Genomic DNA, 20,982 nt, shown 5'->3' on the forward strand with positions numbered 1-20,982 from the left:
TAAAACTTATAGGTTATTAATTGTCCAAGAAAAATAATACATAGAGCCAATATCGGCAGTACCGATAGCTGTAAAATATTCGTGGCCCATCAAGTTGGTAGCACCAACTTTAAATGACGATTTGAATGATGGTACATCAAGATTGACTTGAGCATCAACAGTTTGATAAGCTGGCACTGCTCCACTACCAAATGTTGCTTCCCAAAAATAGTTGTCGCTCCATCTCCATGCAACGTTAAATCCAACATTTTTGATTAATTCGGTATTTCCAAAATTCACTTTAGCACGGTGCTCAGGTGTGTTGAAACTGAGTAAAAAATCAGGAAAAGCTTCCCTGTCAAAGTCTTGTTGTGTATTCGTATAGCTTCCGCCTAAATCAAAATTACCAAATATCTTTGTGTTTAATCCAATAGATCCACCATAAGAATTAACATCGGCATCTGTGTTTGTATAGGTTTGATATGTGGTAAAATCTCCATTTGCAATAGCTGCTATAGACAAACTTCCGTCTCCTACAGTTCCATAAAGCGGTGCAATTACAACTTCACCAGAGATAAAATCTTTGTATTGATTATAATAAGCACTAGCATCAATAACCAATTTCCCTAATTTACCTCTATATCCCACTTCGTATGAAGTAATTTGTTCAGGTTTAACAATGTCTGAATTTCCAATAACTAAACTACTAGGATCACTTGATGCTGCAAAAGCACGTACAGATGATGCTTGATAGGAATTAGTATAAGCAGCGCCACCTGACTGTGAAATTGTAGCAGGTTGACCTATAGCTTGACCAAGAGGACTTACATCATAATTTCTAACATAACGATCAAGATTGGCTGGAGCAGAACCCACTAATATTGCTCTACCTGCATTTAATCCAATAAATAAATCTTGGGTGGTTGGATTTCTAAATCCTGTTTGTGCAGAGGCACGAACATTATGGTTTTCGTTAATTGTTAGACCTGCTGAAAATCTAGGTGACACGAAGCCATCAAAAAATTCAGATTTATCATAACGTGCAGAACCAGTTAACTTCAATTTCATTTCATTAGCTAAGTCGAAGCTCTTTTGCAATTGTGTATAAATACCAAATTCTGAATAATCAATCGGTCCATCAAAATCAGTATAAATCGTCCCAGAAGAGTTTAACTCATACTGTCTGTAGGATCCACCAACTTGAATATCGATAACATCCCAAAGGTGGCTGAAGTTATAATTTGCATCAGAATGATAATATTTAGAGTTATCTTGAAATTTAGAACCAACTGATAGATCTGGGTTATTGATGCTTTCTTCAAATGCTTGTTGAAACTCTGGTGAGCCTGGTTCAAAACGTCCAGTTTCAGCAGCAGCTCTTGCAGCATCATGAGCAGCATCACTGGTTGCGCCAGAGAGTGTTGCACCTACATAGGTATTTATGTAATCACCAAACCACTCGGTATCTGATTTCCATGCACGATTAATATTGATTCCTGTAAATACCATATCATATGAATCTCCAGCTTTATCTGAAACAACATATCCTCTTACAAAGAAATTATCATTTTTAACTTCTAATTTATGCTGTTGTTGAGAAAATCCTGAAATGTTATAACGGTTGTTTCCTTGATAAATAGTGTTACCTGTTCCAAACTTTCCTACATAAGATAATTCAAAATCATTTTCCCAAGGCCTAAAATATAGTCCCCAATCTGCTTTAATGCTCTCTGCGTTGTAATTTGTTAAATCTCTTTCCTCATATCCCGTTCTACTAACCACCACATCTGGTACGATTCCTAATCCGCCAGAAGCTGTTCTAATGTTAGTTGACACCTCATCACCATAAATATTGTACCCATCATAACCCAATGCATCTCTTGTTGCACCTGTTCCAGGCTTCCCATCATAGTTATTCGCAGTCCAATCTGTTCCTTTAAGCCATCCAAAATTAACTTTTGCAGCAAATTTCTCACTAAATTTATAAGCTGCTCTTATACCCGAGTCTCTGTAATCGTTGTTTCCTCCAGCATCTTGTGATGTAATACCTTGTTTGTGGTAACCTGAAACTCCTTGAAAATCAAAAGGATTCTTGCTTCTCATAAATAAAATACCGTTGAAGGCATTTGCTCCATATAGTGCAGATGCAGCTCCAGGTAAAAGTTCAACGCTTAATACATCGGTTTCGTTCATACCCACCAAATTTCCAATCGGAAAGTTAAGGGCTGGAGCAGAGTTGTCCATTCCATCCACTAATTGCATGAAACGTGTATTTGCGAACGTAGCGAAACCACGCGTATTAACCGATTTAAAAGTTAAACTGTTCGTATTGACATCAACACCCTTTAGATTTTCTAACCCATCGTAAAATCCAGCAGATGCGGTATTTTTGATCTCCTTTAAACCAAAACGTTCTACAGTTACAGGGGATTCAAAAATTCTTTCAGGTGTTCTTGATGCTGAAATTACAACTTCATCAAGAGAGGTCCCCTCTACCATAGTAATATCAATAGTTTGAGGGTTTGTTATAACTTCTCTGGTTATACTTTCAAAACCTACACTACTCACTTGAATAGAAAAAGGAGGTGCTTGATTTACGACCAAAGTATAGTTTCCGTCGAAATCTGAAATAGTTCCTGTGGTTGTACCAACGACAATAATGTTAGCGCCAGGTAGTGGGATGCCATTATCATCTATAATTTTACCTTTGACTGTTGTTGTTTGTGCAAAAGTAATTGCGCAACAAAACAGCATCATAATCTTGAAAATTGTCTTCATTTTAGGGAATTAGTTAATTTTAGTAAAGCAATATAAATAATTTAATGATACTGAAATAAAAAAATCATAAAAATTATGCATGCATAATAGTTTATTTTCAAATTTAGGTTATCAATTATGTGATTTACATAATTAAAAAGGCTGAAATTGTTAATATTACAATTTCAGCCTTTTGGTATATTTTCTTCGGAATTTCTTCGGAAAAGATTATTCTACGGTTACTGCCTTCGCGAGGTTACGTGGTTGATCTACATTTTTGCCTAGCATTAAAGCAATGTGATAAGACAGTAATTGCAAAGGAATCGTAGTTAATAATGGAGCTAGTGATTCAATTGTTTCTGGAACTTCAATGACATGATCTGCTAAATCTCTTACTTGTACATCACCTTTAGTTACTATACCTATGATTTTCCCAGATCTTGATTTTATTTCCTGAATATTGCTCACTACTTTTTCATAATGTCCTTTTTTGGTAGCAATTACAACGATTGGCATGTTTTCATCAATCAATGCAATTGGGCCATGTTTCATTTCTGCAGCAGGATAACCTTCAGCATGAATATAAGAAATCTCCTTTAGTTTCAAAGCTCCTTCAAGAGCTACTGGGAAATTGAAACCTCTTCCTAAGTACAAAAAGTTTTTAGAGTTTTTGTAAATATCTGCAATAGTCTTAACGTAAGAGTCAGATTCCAACGCAGTTTTAACTTTATTTGGAATAAGTTCCAATTCTATTAAATGATGTCTATAATCTGAACTTGAGATTGTTCCTTTTGCTCTAGCTAAACGAAGTGCAATAAGGGTCAAGACTGTTATTTGTGTTGTAAAGGCTTTAGTAGACGCTACTCCAATTTCAGGACCTGCATGTGTGTAAGCTCCTGCATGAGTTTCTCGTGCAATTGATGAACCAACCACGTTGCATACGCCAAAAACAAATGCGCCTTTAGATTTTGCAAGCTTTATGGCAGCAAGAGTATCAGCTGTTTCTCCAGATTGGGAAATAGCAATAACAACATCATTTTCATATATAACTGGGTTTCTGTATCTAAACTCTGAAGCATATTCTACCTCTACTGGGATTCGCGCTAAGTCTTCAAAAATATATTCTGAAACTAGTCCAGCATGCCATGAAGTACCACATGCAACAACTATAATTCTATTGGCATTTAAGAATTTCTTCATATTATCCTCAACACCTGCCATTTTAATAATGCCTTCGTTTGATAAAAGTCTACCTCTAAATGTATCAAGAATTGCGCTTGGCTGCTCGTAAATTTCTTTCAGCATAAAATGTTCATAGCCTCCTTTTTCTATTTGCTCAAGATTTAATTGAAGCTCTTGGATGTAGGGTGCAACTAAAGAATCATCTTTGATTTTTCTAATTTTAATGCCTTTATGACGACGAACGATTGCCATTTCTTCATCTTCAAGATAAATAGCGTTTTTTGTATATTCAATAAAAGGAGAAGCGTCACTTGCAATAAAGAATTCATCTTCACCAATTCCAATTGCTAATGGACTTCCTAAGCGAGCCACTACAATTTCATTTGGTTTATTTCTATCAAATACAGCAATTGCATAAGCACCGATCACCTGGTTTAATGCAATTTGTACCGCCTTACCAAGTTTTGTGTTCTCGTTCTTCTTTACATCTTCAATAAGATTTACTAAAACCTCTGTATCTGTGTCTGATTTAAAAGTGTAACCTCTTTTAATTAGTTCTTTTTTTAGTGATTCATAATTTTCTATAATACCGTTATGAATAATTACTAAGTCACCAGAATTTGAATAATGAGGGTGAGAATTCACATCGTTAGGTACTCCGTGTGTTGCCCAGCGAGTATGTCCAATTCCTACAGAACCATTTGTGGTAATTTCTTTTTCAAGTTTTTCTTGTAGGTCAGCTACTTTACCTTTAGTCTTAGATAATTTTATATCAGTTCCATCATAAAGTGCAATTCCTGCACTGTCATATCCCCTGTATTCTAATCGCTTTAACCCTTTTATAATTATAGGGTAAGCTTCTCTATGGCCAATATAGCCTACAATTCCACACATATTTTTTAATTAATTAGGTTCCGTGAAAAATATTTCTAAATATAATTTTTTGTCTTCATTTGAAGTGTTATTGCCATATAATACTGTTGAGCGAGGCGTTAATATAGAACTCACGGGAACTCTATCTTCATCATCACCAGTAAGCAGATCATATTGAGGAGAGGTGCCTTCAATGTTTATGTTTGTAGATACAGCTAAACCAAGCTTAACATTGGTTGAGTCTCTTAGTAATAAATTATTTATATGCTCTGTAATTCTTATTTTATATCTTATTCCATCTCCATTAGCGTCATCACCTTCTCTTTCTAGAGGTTGTAGATGCGATATTCTTGAGAATTCTGGAGAGGACGTGTTAGACGTGTCAAAGAAATAATCTGTTAATGGTGTGTTGTTATTCATATCGTATAAATAAACACGATTTGGTTCACCACCATTTAAAAAATCTTGATTGACATAGAATATTAGATTTGCTTCATTGACTAATTTCTTTGAGCTAACAAATTTTCCGTCTTCAGTTTCTACAAATTCATTTTTGAATAATTCAAAAGAATTATCCAAGGTTTCATCATCATCAATATTATCTCCATTAAATAGTTTTATTTCAGCAATGGAACCTTGAGTTCCTTTTAAAAACAAATTCTCATCACCGGTCGTTTCGTTTCCGTTAGGAATAGTGAAGTTATTTGATATAAAGTTTACCCTATTTCCTGTAAAATTAAATGTGTAAGTGGTTTGAATTCTATCAAGACCTGCTGTAAAAGGATCTCTTTTGTAATATATAACAATATTAGATGATGTGGACGCCATATTGAGTAATATCATTTTGCCAGAAGAATCAGTAGACTCTGCCTTAAAATAAATCCCTCTAAAATAGTTATTGAAGTTATTTAAATTACTTAGTTCAGGTTCTCCAGACATATCAATGATTTTTTCTTGCCAATATGAATTATCATTAAATTTAATCCTTAAAGAAGGAGCGAGTGTTGCTGTAACTTGTGTTTCTTCATCTACAATTTCTTCTAGGTTTATTGGAGAAGGACTTGGATTGAAATTTTCAATTTCATGAAGCAAGGTTCCTTCAAGCTGGGCACTATTTATCATAGTAGATCCAGTTGACATATTGGAATAATAATTTTGAGGTTCATCAATATCTGAAGATGTTGGGTCAAAATCCCTCAAAAAGTAGTTGCTTTCATAAATAGATAAATCAAATGATCCTGAACCATAAATTGAATCTAAACGGAATTGTGTACTACCGTTTGGACCAATACCTGTAGCTGTGCTAAAATATGGTATAGTCATTACAACAGAGTCTATAACAGGATTCCCACCAAAATCTGGGTCTGTTAATGTGCCTCTAATTTGCGAAACAAAACTAGCAGTGGTTTGACCATAACTTTCCCCTGGATCAGTATAGACTCCTAGCAAATTTAAAGGCAATGCATTTGTTTGTACAGGCTCAAGTGCTTTGGTATAAGCAATCACATCAAATTTACTCGAGTTTGTGTCAAAATGGGTTGCATTGTCATTATTAATAATGTCAGATTCTATATCGGCAAAATCTTTGTCACAAGCAACGAATGAACTTATTAAAACAGTTATTACTGCCAAATTTCTTAGGGCAATTTTTCTTTTTTTCATAAAATAATTTACTAATCTAAAACTTTGGTATTGTAAAACTCTGTGTATTGGTCTGCAAAATCCTCTAATGGGAAATAACCTAAAACAGGCTTTTGAGATGCGTCTAAATAATCATTTAATTCTTTTGGGAGATCATTCGATCCTTTTATGAGTGCGTCGGAATTATCAATGGCAACTTTCATTAAGTTCTCGTAGGTTGGTTTTTCTAAAATCTTAACCTTCTCTTCCTCAATGTTATCAAATTTCACTTTATTTATCATGTTCTTATCTAACGTTCCTTCGAAGGTTTGATTGTATATAGAAGTCACAATTTTACTTTCTGTAAATAATGGCTCGTTTTTGTAAAATTCCTTAAGATATAATGGCAACAATGATGCTAACCAGCCATTAACATGGATAATATCTGGAGCCCAATTTAATTTTTTAACAGTTTCAATAACACCTTTTGCAAAGAAAATGGCACGTTCATCATTATCTGGAAATAATTTTCCATCTTCATCTGTTAGTGTTGCCTTCCTTTTAAAATACTCTTCATTATCAATAAAATAGACTTGTATTCTTTCCTTCGGAATTGAAGCGACCTTAATAATCAATGGCATATCCAAATCATTGATTACTAAATTTATACCAGAAAGTCTTATCACTTCGTGTAGTTGATGTCTACGTTCGTTTATATTTCCATAACGAGGCATAAATATTCGTATTTGCCCTCCTTGTTTGTTTACCATTTTTGGAGCTTCAAATGACATTGAAGAAATCTCTGTTTCTGGTAAATATGGTACAACCTCAGATGACACATACAATATTCTCTTATCTTTCATAGAATCTTTCGTTTTTGGAATTAGAAATAAAAAACATGCAAAATTACAAAAATTTATGCAGATTGCCAGTAAAATATTAAGTTTGCACGCTGTTAAACTTTTGTTATGGTATGACAATTTTCGAAAATAAAGCTGATTTAATCCTTTTTGTAGATTCACTTAAGTCTGAAAACAAAACACTTGGTTTTGTGCCTACTATGGGTGCATTACATGAAGGACATTCTTCATTGATTATTAAAGCTTTGGAGCAAAACGATTTTGCTGCAGTAAGTATTTTTGTTAACCCAACACAATTTGATAGTAAGGAAGACCTTGTTAAATATCCAAGAACTTTAGAGAGTGATGTGGCGTTGTTGAAGCAGATTTCCGAAGAAAGAATTCTTGTTTATGCACCTCCAGTAGATGATATTTATGGAGATAGTGTGACATCTGTATCATTTTCATTTGATGGTCTTGAGCATGAAATGGAAGGAAAATTTAGAAATGGTCACTTTGACGGAGTGGGTACTATTGTAAAAAGACTGTTTGAGATCGTAAGACCAGATAAAGCTTATTTTGGAGAAAAAGATTTTCAACAACTGATGATTATTAAAAAATTGTCAGAAAAACACAATCTTCCTGTTGAAGTTATTGGTTGTAAAATACATAGAGCGACAGATGGTTTGGCAATGAGTTCTCGTAATATGAGATTAAAACCGAAATATAGAGAGGCTGCACCTTTTATCTACAAAACCCTTGAAACTGCCAAAAGAAAGTTTGGCACAAATAGTGCTAATAAGGTCACAGAATGGGTTATCAATGAGTTTGCAAATCATAGTTTGTTAGAACTTGAATATTTTATTATTGCAGACATAGAAACCTTAAGAGAAGTAAAAAGAAAATCAAAACTAAAATCATACAGAGCGTTTATTGCAGTCTATGCAGATGACATAAGGCTAATAGACAATATCGCACTAAATTAATTATCTTTGCCCTATGCAAATACAAGTAGTAAAATCTAAAATTCACCGCGTAAAAGTAACAGGAGCAGACCTAAATTATATTGGTAGTATTACTATTGACGAGGATTTAATGGATGCAGCTAATATTATTCAAGGTGAAAAAGTACAGATTGTAAACAACAATAATGGTGCACGCTTAGAAACGTATGCTATTCCTGGCCCAAGAAACACTGGTGAAATAACACTCAATGGTGCAGCTGCAAGATTAGTTTCTCCAGGAGATGTATTAATTTTAATTACTTATGGTTTTATGGATATTGAAGAAGCTAAAACGTTCAAGCCATCATTGGTCTTTCCAGATGAGGCTACAAATTTATTAAAATAAACTTTGGATAAAAAAACCATCAAAATTTTAAAAATAACACTCCCAATTTTGTTGGGAGTTTTTTTAATATGGTATTCTCTTAACGAAGTTTCAATATCGACAATCTATGAGTATTGGAAAAAAGCCGATAAAAACTGGATTTTATTAGGCGCTTTATTTGGTTTGCTTAGTCATCTGTCAAGAGCTCATAGATGGCTTTTTATGTTGGAACCTTTAGGGTATAAAATTAAATTGGGCAACAGTATAATGGCGGTCTTTGCAACCTATTTGATCAATTTTACAATACCTAGGGCAGGTGAAGTGGCAAGGGCTTCAATTTTAACTAATTATGAAGGTGTTCCTTTTGAAAAAGGTTTTGGTACCATTGTAGCAGAGCGTATTGCGGACATGATTGTTATGCTATCTATAGTAGCAATAACGCTTTTTCTTCAGTTTGATTTTATTTATAGTTTTCTATCAGAGAAATTTAATCTAACCAAGATTATAATAGGTGGTATTGGGCTTTTGTTTTTGGTTTCAATTTTTCTTTTAATTATAAAGCGAAGTAAATCAAAATTCGCTTTAAAGATCAAAGACTTTGTCAACGGTTTAATAGAAGGTGCGCTAAGTATTTTTAAAATGAAAAAAAAATGGGCATTCATTTTTCATACCATATTTATTTGGACAATGTATGTACTTATGTTTTATGTCACAAGTTTTGCAATTTCAGATTTAAACGATATTCCACTGTCAGCAATTTTAATTGGATTTATTTCTGCAAGTTTTAGTATCGCAGCAACAAATGGAGGTATTGGTTCTTACCCTATAGCAGTTTACGCAGCATTTTCCATATTTGCAATTGCAAAAGAGCCTAGTATCGCTTTTGGTTGGATCATGTGGTCTTCACAAACATTTATAATAATAATTTTAGGTGGACTATCTTTAATTTATTTGCCAATTTACAATAGAATTAAATAATTTTTTACCTTGCTTAACTATAAATACTTTCTTGTTATGAATAAAATAGTCTTCTTTATACTATGTAGTCTTTGTTTTCAATCAATGACATCCCAGGTTATTTATGAAACTATCGAATCCTCTAAACTTGGAGAGACCAGAGAGATTAAAATCCAGCTACCAAGAAATTACAACCCAGAAGGCGATATTCTCTATCCACTAGTCATTGTTTTTGATGGCGATTATCTTTTTGAACCAATGATTGGAAATGCAGATTATCATTCCTATTGGGGAGATATGCCAAAGTCTATAATTGTTGGTGTTAACCAAGCAAAAACAAGAAGTACAGATTTATCTTTTAGTAATGAAACTTATTTTCCATCTGATGAAGGTGGAACCCAATTTTTTGAATTTATAGGAATGGAATTGATTCCATACATAAATCAAAAGTATTTAACATCAAATTTTAGAATTGTAGTTGGGCATGACCAAAGTGCAAATTTTTTAAATTATTATTTATTCAAAGAGAAGCCTTTATTTAGAGGTTACATCGCCTTTAGTCCAGATCTTTCACCAGAGATGTCAAATCGTTTGCTTGAAAAGTTATCTACCACTGTAGAAGACACCTTTTATTACTTAGCAACTGCAGACGATGATGTGAGTGATTTAAGAGAGAATATATTGCAATTTAATACTGCTCTTAGTTCTATAGATAACGAAAAAGTACATTATAGATTTGATGATTTTACAGATGCAGACCATTACTCATTAGTGGGATTGGGGATTCCAAAAGCTATTAACGAAATTTTTGGTTTGTACAAACCTATTAATAAAGATGAATATAGAGATAAAGTGCTCACTTTTGAAGAAGGCCCTTATGCTTACTTGATGAAAAAGTATGAAGACATCGAGTTTTTCTACGGATTTGAAAAGAAAGTAGTCGAAAACGATCTTAGAGCAATTCTAGCAGCTTCAAAAAAGAATAATGATATCGAATCCATGAAAGATTTATCTAAGCTAGCGAAAAAGGAATATTCTGAGTCTATGATAAGTGCATATTATGCTGGTCAATATTATGAAATGGATGGTAATATTAAAAAAGCACTCCAAAGTTATCAATCGGGTCTACTTTTAGAGGAATCCCAATTTATAACTAAAGACATGTTACTTGACAAAATTTACGAAATTCAAGATTAAAACGTATTAATAAGTGCATTTCATCGAATAAATTAGTAGTTTAACTATTTTTAATTATATTTACAGTCCCAAATGTAAACCTACTTAAGATGAAGAAAGCCCTACTTTTTATCTTCTCAATAGTGTTATGTGCACAATCTTTTGCACAAGTGACTTATGAGAAATACGAATCTCGAAAGTTAAATTCTACAAGAGAATTAAAAATCAAACTCCCAAGTAACTACGATCCAGAATCAGATTTAAAACATCCAGTAATCATCGTTTTTGATGCAGAATACTTATTTGCTCCAGTAGATGGACAGGTAAGTTACCAAACACATTTTGATCAAATGCCACAATCAATAATTGTTGGTATTGTTCAAGGGAAAGAACGTTTTTATGACAGTTATTACGATGAGGTTTCTGGTCTGCCATTTGAGTCTGGTGAACGTTTTTACAAATTTATAGAAGAAGAATTAATACCATACATTGATGCTAATTACAATACAAGTAAATTTAAAGTTGCAGTTGGCCACGACTTAATGGGAAATTTCATGAATTCATTTTTATTTCATGACACCCCAGTATTTCAAGCGTATATAAACTTAAGTCCAGATTTTAAGGGTAACATGAGTGAAAATGTTGCAAAACGTTTAAAGTGGTTAGACAATGAAATTTTTTATTATATGGCAACATCAGATGAAGATATAAAGCCCATTAGAGATAATATTAGAAAAACCAATGAAAGCATCAAAGCAATAGACAATCAAAATTTAACCTTTTATTTTGATGAATTAAAAGGAGATTCACACTACACATTGGTTACAGGCGCTTTATCAAAAGCAATGGATAGAATTTTTGAACTCTACAAACCTTTAGATGATAAAGAATTAGATGAAAAGGTGTTTCCGTTTGTAGGTACACTTGATGACTATATAATAGATCGTTACAAACGTATTGATGATCTCTTCGGAATTTTCAAGCCAATTTCCGAAGTAGAACTACAACAGTTAATCACAGTTGCAGAAAAGCGCGAGGATAACGAATCGGTCTATAGAATTGGAAAGCTAGCAAATAAGCTCAATCCAAATTCTTCGTTTGGCACATACTATATGGCGCTATATGCTGAAAAATCGGGTAAAACCAAAAAAGCGGTAAAGCTTTATGAATCTGCTCTTGCATTAGATGAAATGTCCCATATAAATAAGGAGTTTATAATGGCTCATGTAGAAGATTTGAAATTTGTTGAGGAGGATACAGAAATAGAAGATGAGGACGATGAAGAAAACTAAACTAAGTATATATTCAACAGACTACTTTTTTGTCTATTTAGCTGAAAAAATAAGAGACTTTTTTGGTTCAGAGTTAAAGTCAAAACTTGTCACTCTAAAATTGTTTTCTATACTAAGCTTGTTTAAGGATATAAATTAAAACATAGGTTTTATTTGTTTAATATAAACGAAAAAAGCTGCTCAATTTGAACAGCTTTTTTTTATTAAAAGAGACAACAGATTAACTAGTAATAAATAAGCTTGCAATTGCAACCGCATCATCACCAGATAATATTTCATCATAAGCTTCGGTAGAGGCATCAATAGTAAAAGGACTGCCCGTACCAAGAGTTGTAACATCTAAGCCACCTTGCATAACATTTTCTTCTCCATCATAGACTGCCTGAGTTTGTGGAGGCATACCCATACCTCTCTCATTTCTTGTAATCCATCCTTTTAAACCACGTATTCTTCTAATTTCAGAAGCATGTCTTGCTTCTACGGAATGTATTTGTAAACCAGCTGTTAAAAAAGGAGAGCCTTGTAAATTTCCTGCTTGACCTTTATAAGCTCTAACTCCCGTATCCTCAAATGCTTGTGCTAAAGCTAATAATTGCTCATAAGCATCAGGATTTGATTGATTAAAAGGATCAAAAAGACCACCAGCAGTAAAGTCAAAATCAGGTTTCTCTACTGGATCTACTCCAGCGTTTGTTAGTCCGTTTCTAAGGAAATCAACATGTGCTTGTTCGTGTTGTGATATTTGCATATATACAGTTTCAACACCACTATCGGTGATAACACCAGATTGAAGTGCTAAATCGTAAAATTCATCTTCTAAATACTCTAACGTCAATGCTAATTGTAAAGCAGCGACTGGATCACCAGTTTGTTGAGCATATGCTTTATTTGAAGTTGCAGCTAATCCAAAAGGTATTGTAGCTAAAGCAGCTTTCTTACCTAAAGAACCAAATGTCTTAAATACGTCTTTACGGGATGATTTTTTTTCCAACATACTTTCGTTGGTAAATTCATCTAAAAATTTTATAATATTCATAATGTTTTTTTTAAAATTAGTATTTGATTAAGGTAAATTCATTGCAGTGAATGGCGTTGTGATAAAACCAGTATCTCCAACTGCAGCAAGAATTTCAGATGGATCTAAAGCCCTATCTAAACCTGTTATTGGATCTACTACATCATCGCCTGCAAAATCTGCCGAATTAGGATTGATTAAAGTTCTAATTGCAGAAGCATGTCGAGCTTCAACAGACACTATTTTTCCAGCTAATACTAAATAGCCAGGATCAGTTATTAACTTTCCAGCGCCATTATATGCTGCTACTCCTGTGTCTTCTAAAATTTTTGCTGTTCCTAAAACAGCATTTCTATTTCCAAAATCCAATCCTCCATAATCAAATTCCAATGTTGGTAATTTTGCTGATGTATTTGAACCTACAGCAGCAGAAATTGCAGCACTAAAAAAATCTCTATGATTAACTTCGTGATTATATAAATCTTCTAAAACTTGTTTTTCTATTGCAGAGGCACTTGACCAATACGATCCATTTACAACCTTTGTGTAAAAATCTGCCTCTAATTGTTCTAATGCATAAGCATAATTTAAAACACCTAGGTCACCAGAACCAAGGTCAAAGACATCTGGTTGTGGTTGAGATGTAAAACCATCGTCATCATTGCTACATGCCATTAATAAACCAGAACCTAAAACAGCCATTCCACTCAATTTTAAAAATTGACGTCTATCTTTAGAAGTGTTCCGTTTAGGATGATTCACTTTTAAAACTTTCTTGTTTTCCATATTATTAGTTTTTAAGTTATTAAAATCCAGACTTTTATATAAAAATAGTCCAGCCTTATACTATATTTACGAAAAAAAAGCAGATAGGGTTTTAATTTTTTTGAAAAAAAGCAATATGATTATTATATCTGCAACTATAATGTTAATAATTTGATACAATTATCAAGTATTAAAAACTATTGTAGAAAAACAACTTTTTCAATTTTCTTGTTTAAGAACACTTAAGCAAACGGTTTTAAATTGGTTGTCTGTTTTTTGAAAATCAAAAAAATATGTCTACAAAAAATATCTTAATTTAGCTGAAAATTTTAACCAAGAAAGCTCATTTCCGTAGAAAAAAATCATGGCTAAACTTAAAACAACCTTTTTCTGTCAAAACTGTGGCAGCCAATATTCTAAATGGCAAGGTCAATGTACCGCTTGTAAAGAGTGGAACACAATCACAGAGGAGGTCATACAAAAACCAGAAAAGAGCGATTGGAAAGCAGCTGCAACATCTTCAAAAAGAATATCCAAACCTCTTAAGATAAATGAAATTGACACATCGCAAGAGGCAAGATTAAATACGGTTGACGAAGAATTCAATAGAGTACTTGGAGGAGGTTTAGTGCCAGGATCTCTAACACTTTTAGGTGGAGAGCCTGGTATTGGGAAAAGTACATTGCTACTTCAAATTTCATTAAAATTACCGTTTAAGACCTTGTATGTTTCTGGAGAGGAAAGCATGAAACAAATAAAAATGCGAGCAGAACGTATTAACCCCAATACCAATAACTGCTACATCCTCACCGAAACAAAAACACAAAACATTTTTAAGCAAATTACCGATCTCGAACCAGATATCGTAGTCATAGATTCTATTCAAACGTTGCACAGTGATTACATTGAGTCCTCTGCTGGCAGTATTTCACAGATAAAAGAATGCACCACAGAGCTTATCAAATTTGCAAAAGAGACTTCTACACCAGTTATTTTAATTGGTCATATTACAAAAGACGGTCACATTGCTGGCCCAAAAATTTTAGAGCACATGGTGGACACCGTGTTGCAGTTTGAAGGTGATCGTAACCACGTTTTCAGAATTTTAAGATCCAATAAAAACCGATTTGGCTCCACAAACGAACTTGGTATTTATGAAATGCAAGGCTCTGGTTTGAGGGAGGTTTCAAATCCTTCGGAAATTTTAATCTCCCAAAAGGACGATGAACTTTCTGGAAATGCCATTGCAGCAACTCTAGAAGGCATGAGACCTTTAATGATTGAAGTACAAGCTTTAGTGAGTACAGCGGTTTATGGTACTCCTCAACGAAGTGCAACAGGTTTTAATGCAAAACGCTTAAACATGCTGTTGGCAGTATTAGAAAAAAGAGCAGGTTTTAGGCTCGGTGCAAAAGATGTGTTTTTAAATATAACCGGTGGAATCACAGTAGACGATCCAGCAATTGATTTGGCTGTTGTTGCTTCAATTTTATCATCAAATGAAGATATTGCTCTGCAAAAAGATTTTTGTTTTGCTGCGGAAATTGGATTATCTGGAGAGGTTCGTCCGGTTCAGCGAGTTGAGCAACGCATTTTAGAAGCAGAAAAATTAGGTTTCTCAACCATATTTGTATCTAAATACAATAAAATTTCTTTAAAGAATACGGTTATAAAAATTCAGCTTATTTCTAAAATTGAGGATATTATAGATTTGATTTGCTAAAAACCATGAAATTAATATTAAAATCTTCCTGTAAAATTCAAGTACCATATTCTACATTAGAAAAAAATTTTAGGTGAAGTTTTCTTTATCTAAAAACTATTATCCATTTAAATTTCATAACGTTCAGGTTGTTTTTATCCTTTTTTTATTTTATTGAAACGTCAATACAACTGATTTACAATTCATTTCATCTAATTTACTCATCCCTTAGTGGTTAAAATTACAAACAATACGTAATATTGCACTATACATAGCGTAAGTAGTAATTTCTATTTACTGTTATATTATAGATGTCCCTCAAAATCTATCTATCAAAATTTTAATTAATCTATCTTTTATGAAGTCAAGACTTCCTTATTTATTCTTATTAATATCTTTTTTTTCTGTTCAGCAAATATCCTTTGCGCAAGATACAGATGGTGATGGTGTTTTAAACACCGTAGATCAAGATAGTGATAATGATGGAATTCTGGATAGCGTTGAAAAAGGAAATTCTACGGTAACAAATAATGAGTGTGGTAGCGAAGAGGATTTTGATTTTAGTAATTTGCCTACTGAAATTATAGGTGATAATAATATATCCACTTTGTTAGATGGCGAGGTCTTTAGATTTGCTAACGTAGCACCCGGAATAGACGGACTATTAAAAATAAATTCTAGAGTAAATGCTACATGTGACTTATTGGACGACAATTCTTCACAAACAGAGTATCTAAAACCAGGCGTAAGATCTACAAGCTTAACACCAGGTCAAGAAGGCTATGTTGAATATACATTAGAATTTGTTATAACTGAAACAACTACACCGGTAGTAATACCAGAATTCTTTTTAAACTTAAATGATATTGATGGAGATAATGACAAATTTGAGCGTATAAAAATTTCAATACCTTATAGTTATGTCATTGATAATCCAACAGATGTAACTATTACTCAAGAGAATGATTTTTTAATTGCTACTTCTGGTAATGTTAACTACCAAGGAACTTCAAACGCATTTTCTACCATAAACGTAAAAGCTAGATATTTTAATACCTCAAGCCTAACTTTCCAAATGGGTATTATAGCTAATGCAAATGTTAACAACATTGTTAGGTATTTTAGCTTAGAGTTTTCTTGTGTAAATAATTTTACAGATCCCCAAATCTCTTATAGTGATGCAGATAATGATGGCATCCCAAACTATAAAGATATAGACAGTGATAATGATGGTATTCCAGATAATGTAGAAGCGCAATTAACACTAGGTTACGTTCAGCCTTCAGGAAGTTTTTCTAGTGCAGGAGTTGATACAAGTTATACTGGAGGTTTAACTCCTGTAGATACAGATGGTGATGGCATTCCAGATTATTTGGATTCAGATTCTGATAATGATGGAACTCCCGATATTCTAGAAAACGGAATGGCAAATACATTGTCTGGACAAGATGATGATAATGATGGTTTAGACAATAACTTTGAGACCAATGGCACAAACGATGCTGTTTTTGATGTAAATGAATATATTAATAATCCTTCATCCTTACCAGATGGCGATGGTGATTTATTAACTGGCGGTGATGTCGATTATCGCGATTTGTTCGATATTAATCCTGTTACTGCAGCAGAGTTGGAGTTTGACGGTATAAACGATTATTTAACAAGAAACAGTTTTATTGATGGCTTAGACCAAGTTACCATAATGGCTTGGATTAAAATTGATAATTCAGCTTCTGGGACTATGACAATCGCAGGAGAAGATTTAGGTTGTAGATTATATGTTGAAAATGGCAATACTATAGGTTTCTCAACGAGAACAGTGGGTAACCCAACACTTTCAATTACCGGTCCTGCTTTAAATAAAGGTGAATGGCATCATGTAACTGGGACATACTCTTCAATTACAGGGCAAAGCGAATTGTATATCGATGGTGAATCTGTCGGCTTTAATATTGCTCCAACAATTGGCGTAAATATTGAATTTACTTCAAATAATAATGGCGCTTTTGAAATTGGGAGACGTTCAAGTAAAAATCCAAACAAAGAATATTTTAATGGTGAATTAGATGAGGTAAGAGTGTTTAATGCATCATTAACCGATACTCAAATTCAGCAACAAGTTTTTCAGGAAATTTTTAATAACTCCGGAAATGTTAGAGGTACAATAATCGCTAAGGACATCATAGAATTGTCTAATTCAAGCAACATTTTATGGTCTAGTCTTTTGGCATATTATACTATGACCGATATAAAAGGAAACGATCTAAATGATTTTTCACAATACGGAAGAACGATTAAAATAACAAATATCAACTCCGTACAAGAACAAACAGCGCCAATGCCTTTTCAAACGTCTGCAAATGGAGACTGGAGTGCTCAAAACACTTGGCTTAACGGTAGTGTTTGGGATATTGAAAATGCGTCTAATAATAAAGATTGGAGTATCGTTCAAATCAAGAATGAAGTGACCTCTACAAATTCCCATACCAACTTAGGGTTATTTATTGATACCAATCAAAAATTAACAATCAATGGAGATCATAAAGTTGAGAATACCTGGTATATAGAACTTAATGGAACTTTAGATTTACAAGATGACTCTCAATTAATTCAAACTGAAAACAGTGATTTGGCAACATCCTCTCAAGGTAAAATTTTAAGACGTCAAGAAGGAAGTTCTAACGCATACTGGTATAACTATTGGGCTTCTCCAATAGGAGCTTTGGGTTCAACTACGCTAATAAATAATAATTCAAACACGAGCAACCCAAACAATACAAGTTTTCAGCTTAATATGCTCAAAAAAGGCGATGGAAATAATGTTCAATTCACTACTTCATACAATCAAATAGATAAAGTAAGTACGCGTTGGACATATGTGTATAAAAACGGAGTGGTTTACGATGATTACGCACCAATTATTGAAACGACACCTCTCCAGCCAGGAGTTGGGTACACGCAAAAAGGAACAGGAAATGCAGGTACAGAACAACAATATATTTTTGAAGGCAAACCAAATAACGGTACCATTTTAGTAAACGTAATAGATACTGGTGGCTCAGGCTCTGTGCCTTCGGTTTCTAAAACAGATTATTTATTGGGTAATCCTTATCCTTCAGCAATTGATTTAAATGAATTTATTTCAGATAATAGCGCTGTGCTTGGAAATGGAGGTGCAATTCAATTATGGCAACAATGGAGCGGAAATTCACATTTCTTAAATGACTACAATGGCGGTTACGCAACATATAATTTAAGTGGCTCAGTCAGAGCATCCCAATTTGTTGGCTTTAATGGTGGAACTACTGGCGGATTAGAAGGCACAAAACTGCCAACTAGATATTTACCTATTGGTCAAGGTTTCACTACAGAAATCAGCTCAAGTGGAAACGTCATCTTCCAAAACAGCCAACGAATCTTTATAAAAGAAGCAGACGCAGATGGAACCTCGGATAATGGCTCGGTATTTTTAAGGTCTAGCCAAAATGCTCAAGACGGTTCAATTTCCGAAGAAAATGTGATGCAGAAAATCCGTTTAGAGTTTAATTCTGTCGACGGTCCAGCAGCAAGACGTGAAGTGTTACTGGCGTTTAGTGATTTTACAACAGATGGTTTTGATTACGGTTATGAAGCAGAAATTTTTGAACCAAGCAGCAACGATATGACTCTTATTTTAGACGATAAGCTAATGTTGATTCAGGCGTATGGTGCTGTTGTAGAGAGTAAGATTGTTCCGTTGTCAATTACAATTTCCAACGCAAACAATTACAATATCAAAATCACAGATCTTGAGAATTTTGATAATGGGCAAGCCATCTATTTAAAAGATAATTTTGCGGGAGAAACGTTTGATTTAACAACTAATGAACCGTATCAGTTTTCTTCGGAAATTGGAACATTCAACAACAGGTTTGAAATTGTTTTTCAGGCAAGTGAAGCTTTATCCACAGAAGAAAATGAATACCAATACAACCTCATTTATTTTAATGCAGATAACAGCAAACTGTATGTAAAAGGACTTGAAAAAAACGTAAAACAAGTTCAAATTATAAACATGTTAGGTCAAACAGTTCAAGAGTTTAAAGATGTAGATTACCAGGACTTAAACAATGGCCTACAGCTTTCAAAATTAACCTCTGGAACTTATATTGCTTATTTTAATACTGAAACGGGCATAATCACCAAAAAGATTTTAGCAAATTAAATTATTATTTAAAATTATAAAACGCCTATTCTTTTTTGAGGATAGGCTTTCTTTTTTGACTTCCGTTTTACTAACTTCGTAACATGAGAAAAATAATAGCAACGCTTATAGTGACATTGATTTTTGTTTCCTGCGGAAGTAAGAAAGTTAAATCAGATACTTCGGTTATCAACACAACAGAAACTTATATTTCTAAAATTGAAAATAATAAAAATCTAAAAGAAGAGATTACCGAAGGTGCTCTAACCGATGAAAAAGGTTTTGAAGATATTGGTCGTTTCAAGTATGCTGTACTTTTTGATAAGGATACCAAAGAGCTTTTCAGAATAAAAAATATTGAAACTGCAGAGGTAACCGTTACAGAGCACTATTATTTTCATAATCACAATTTGGTGTTTGTAAAATCTTCAACTCCTAATCAAAAGGAAAAAAAAATATACACGAACGGTGATAAAAAAGTTGTGTCATCTGCACATGCAAACGATGAAGACATCAAATTGCTTTTAGAAAAAGCAAGGCGTTTTAAAAATTCCTATTATAGGCAAGAGTAGATTATGAAGTTATTTTATCTGCTTTTAATGTTAATGATTTCCAGTGTTGTATTTGCGGGAAATTCAATTCCATTTGATAAGTACGAAGAGGCGACCATTCATTTTCATGATGGAACTTCAATTAGAGGTTTTGGTAAAATAACCGTTACTTCTCGTATTAAATTCAAGACAACAGAAGATGGAGAGCCAGATACTTGGACAGAATTAATGTTAAAGGGAATTACCTTGCACAGAGAACTTGTTGACATTGATTTTTTATATATTAAAGTAGATCGTAGGAAGACACTTAGATTATTAGAGGTTATAGAGCTGGGAGAAATTTCAATCTTTGCAGAAGCGAGTTCCACACTTTTACCTTTTACTGTATATTTTAATGTAGGAGGTTTAGGAAGTCCAGATATATTATCAAATAATCTTTTAGGAGTTCCAAATAGTTATGATCAAGAAGTATCTTTCGATATATATGCAAAAAAAGAAAACGAAGAAGCTATTAATTTTACAACTGTTTTTAAATTTAAAAAAGTGGCAACAAAATTTTTCAAAAACTGTCCTCAAATAGTAGATCGTTTACAAGATAGAAAATACAAAAGAGGAGACATTATAGAAATGGTCTATTACTACAACGACTATTGCGCAGCTTTAGATTAAATAAAAACTCAAATTTGTTAGGAAAAATCAACTAAAATCCCAGCCCTCCTTTTTTACCCAAACCACCACCACATTTTTACTAAAATTCCTTAA

15 protein-coding genes are annotated in these 20,982 nt (G+C 33.3%); 9 read left to right on the plus strand and 6 right to left on the minus strand.

What is annotated here, in order from left to right; all coding sequences use genetic code 11:
- Positions 1-6 precede the first annotated feature (6 nt).
- The 4 genes from GQ40_RS14205 to GQ40_RS14220 form a co-directional block, all read right to left on the minus strand.
- A complete protein-coding gene (locus tag GQ40_RS14205) occupies positions 7-2,757 on the minus strand; it encodes a TonB-dependent receptor (protein ID WP_047549793.1) in 2,751 nt (916 codons plus the stop codon).
- 207 nt (positions 2,758-2,964) lie between these two features.
- A complete protein-coding gene (gene glmS / locus GQ40_RS14210) occupies positions 2,965-4,812 on the minus strand; it encodes a glutamine--fructose-6-phosphate transaminase (isomerizing) (protein WP_047549796.1) in 1,848 nt (615 codons plus the stop codon).
- 9 nt (positions 4,813-4,821) lie between these two features.
- Complete coding sequence (locus GQ40_RS14215; RefSeq protein ID WP_047549799.1) at positions 4,822-6,453, minus strand: DUF4270 domain-containing protein; 1,632 nt, start codon at positions 6,451-6,453, stop codon at positions 4,822-4,824.
- 11 nt (positions 6,454-6,464) lie between these two features.
- Entirely contained in the window at positions 6,465-7,274 is an 810-nt protein-coding gene (locus GQ40_RS14220) for a glycogen/starch synthase (RefSeq protein WP_047549802.1), read from the minus strand.
- 110 nt (positions 7,275-7,384) lie between these two features.
- Between GQ40_RS14220 and panC the strand changes: the two genes are divergently transcribed.
- The 5 genes from panC (at position 7,385) to GQ40_RS14245 (ending at position 12,004) form a co-directional block, all read left to right on the plus strand.
- The gene (panC, locus tag GQ40_RS14225) at positions 7,385-8,236 is read left to right on the plus strand and encodes a pantoate--beta-alanine ligase (protein WP_047549805.1); all 852 of its coding nucleotides are present in this window, start codon (positions 7,385-7,387) and stop codon (positions 8,234-8,236) included.
- Positions 8,237-8,249: 13 nt separating this feature from the next.
- Positions 8,250-8,600, plus strand: coding sequence for an aspartate 1-decarboxylase (gene panD / locus GQ40_RS14230; protein ID WP_047549808.1), 351 nt, complete (start codon positions 8,250-8,252; stop codon positions 8,598-8,600).
- A gap of 3 nt (positions 8,601-8,603) precedes the next feature.
- Positions 8,604-9,557 carry a YbhN family protein gene (locus GQ40_RS14235; RefSeq protein WP_047549810.1) on the plus strand — a complete coding sequence of 318 codons (954 nt, stop codon included), beginning with the start codon at positions 8,604-8,606 and terminating at the stop codon, positions 9,555-9,557.
- A gap of 84 nt (positions 9,558-9,641) precedes the next feature.
- A complete protein-coding gene (locus GQ40_RS14240) occupies positions 9,642-10,733 on the plus strand; it encodes an alpha/beta hydrolase (RefSeq protein WP_231565581.1) in 1,092 nt (363 codons plus the stop codon).
- Positions 10,734-10,822: 89 nt separating this feature from the next.
- Entirely contained in the window at positions 10,823-12,004 is a 1,182-nt protein-coding gene (locus tag GQ40_RS14245) for an alpha/beta hydrolase-fold protein (RefSeq protein WP_052184275.1), read from the plus strand.
- A 220-nt stretch (positions 12,005-12,224) separates the two neighbouring features.
- On the opposite strand, the gene GQ40_RS14250 is transcribed toward GQ40_RS14245, so the two are convergent.
- Both GQ40_RS14250 and GQ40_RS14255 read right to left on the minus strand, forming a co-directional pair.
- Positions 12,225-13,040: a ferritin-like domain-containing protein gene (locus tag GQ40_RS14250; RefSeq protein WP_047549816.1), complete on the minus strand. Its 816-nt coding sequence runs from the start codon at positions 13,038-13,040 to the stop codon at positions 12,225-12,227.
- A 27-nt stretch (positions 13,041-13,067) separates the two neighbouring features.
- On the minus strand, positions 13,068-13,805 hold the full coding sequence (locus GQ40_RS14255) for a ferritin-like domain-containing protein (RefSeq protein ID WP_047549819.1): 738 nt from the start codon (positions 13,803-13,805) through the stop codon (positions 13,068-13,070).
- 343 nt (positions 13,806-14,148) lie between these two features.
- Between GQ40_RS14255 and radA the strand changes: the two genes are divergently transcribed.
- The 4 genes from radA to GQ40_RS14275 all read left to right on the plus strand — a co-directional run bounded on the left by radA (position 14,149) and on the right by GQ40_RS14275 (position 20,889).
- Complete coding sequence (gene radA, locus GQ40_RS14260; RefSeq protein ID WP_047549820.1) at positions 14,149-15,507, plus strand: DNA repair protein RadA; 1,359 nt, start codon at positions 14,149-14,151, stop codon at positions 15,505-15,507.
- A 337-nt stretch (positions 15,508-15,844) separates the two neighbouring features.
- A complete protein-coding gene (locus GQ40_RS14265; RefSeq protein WP_047549823.1) occupies positions 15,845-19,690 on the plus strand; it encodes a LamG-like jellyroll fold domain-containing protein in 3,846 nt (1,281 codons plus the stop codon).
- An 83-nt stretch (positions 19,691-19,773) separates the two neighbouring features.
- Entirely contained in the window at positions 19,774-20,241 is a 468-nt protein-coding gene (locus GQ40_RS14270) for a hypothetical protein (protein ID WP_047549826.1), read from the plus strand.
- A 3-nt stretch (positions 20,242-20,244) separates the two neighbouring features.
- Entirely contained in the window at positions 20,245-20,889 is a 645-nt protein-coding gene (locus tag GQ40_RS14275) for a hypothetical protein (RefSeq protein WP_047549828.1), read from the plus strand.
- Positions 20,890-20,982 lie beyond the last annotated feature (93 nt).

Origin of the sequence: Psychroserpens sp. Hel_I_66, from assembly GCF_000799465.1 — a bacterium.
In the GTDB taxonomy this organism is placed as follows: domain Bacteria; phylum Bacteroidota; class Bacteroidia; order Flavobacteriales; family Flavobacteriaceae; genus Psychroserpens.

What these genes read in the sequence shown, in the direction of transcription:
- GQ40_RS14245 (WP_052184275.1), top strand. Translation starts at nt 10,823, where the DNA reads ATGAAGAAAGCCCTACTTTTTATCTTCTCAATAGTGTTATGTGCACAA.
- GQ40_RS14240 (WP_231565581.1), top strand. Translation starts at nt 9,642, where the DNA reads ATGACATCCCAGGTTATTTATGAAACTATCGAATCCTCTAAACTTGGA.
- glmS (WP_047549796.1), bottom strand. Translation starts at nt 4,812, where the DNA reads ATGTGTGGAATTGTAGGCTATATTGGCCATAGAGAAGCTTACCCTATA.
- GQ40_RS14215 (WP_047549799.1), bottom strand. Translation starts at nt 6,453, where the DNA reads ATGAAAAAAAGAAAAATTGCCCTAAGAAATTTGGCAGTAATAACTGTT.
- panC (WP_047549805.1), top strand. Translation starts at nt 7,385, where the DNA reads ATGACAATTTTCGAAAATAAAGCTGATTTAATCCTTTTTGTAGATTCA.
- GQ40_RS14205 (WP_047549793.1), bottom strand. Translation starts at nt 2,757, where the DNA reads ATGAAGACAATTTTCAAGATTATGATGCTGTTTTGTTGCGCAATTACT.
- GQ40_RS14275 (WP_047549828.1), top strand. Translation starts at nt 20,245, where the DNA reads ATGAAGTTATTTTATCTGCTTTTAATGTTAATGATTTCCAGTGTTGTA.
- GQ40_RS14265 (WP_047549823.1), top strand. Translation starts at nt 15,845, where the DNA reads ATGAAGTCAAGACTTCCTTATTTATTCTTATTAATATCTTTTTTTTCT.
- GQ40_RS14270 (WP_047549826.1), top strand. Translation starts at nt 19,774, where the DNA reads ATGAGAAAAATAATAGCAACGCTTATAGTGACATTGATTTTTGTTTCC.
- panD (WP_047549808.1), top strand. Translation starts at nt 8,250, where the DNA reads ATGCAAATACAAGTAGTAAAATCTAAAATTCACCGCGTAAAAGTAACA.
- GQ40_RS14250 (WP_047549816.1), bottom strand. Translation starts at nt 13,040, where the DNA reads ATGAATATTATAAAATTTTTAGATGAATTTACCAACGAAAGTATGTTG.
- GQ40_RS14255 (WP_047549819.1), bottom strand. Translation starts at nt 13,805, where the DNA reads ATGGAAAACAAGAAAGTTTTAAAAGTGAATCATCCTAAACGGAACACT.
- radA (WP_047549820.1), top strand. Translation starts at nt 14,149, where the DNA reads ATGGCTAAACTTAAAACAACCTTTTTCTGTCAAAACTGTGGCAGCCAA.
- GQ40_RS14220 (WP_047549802.1), bottom strand. Translation starts at nt 7,274, where the DNA reads ATGAAAGATAAGAGAATATTGTATGTGTCATCTGAGGTTGTACCATAT.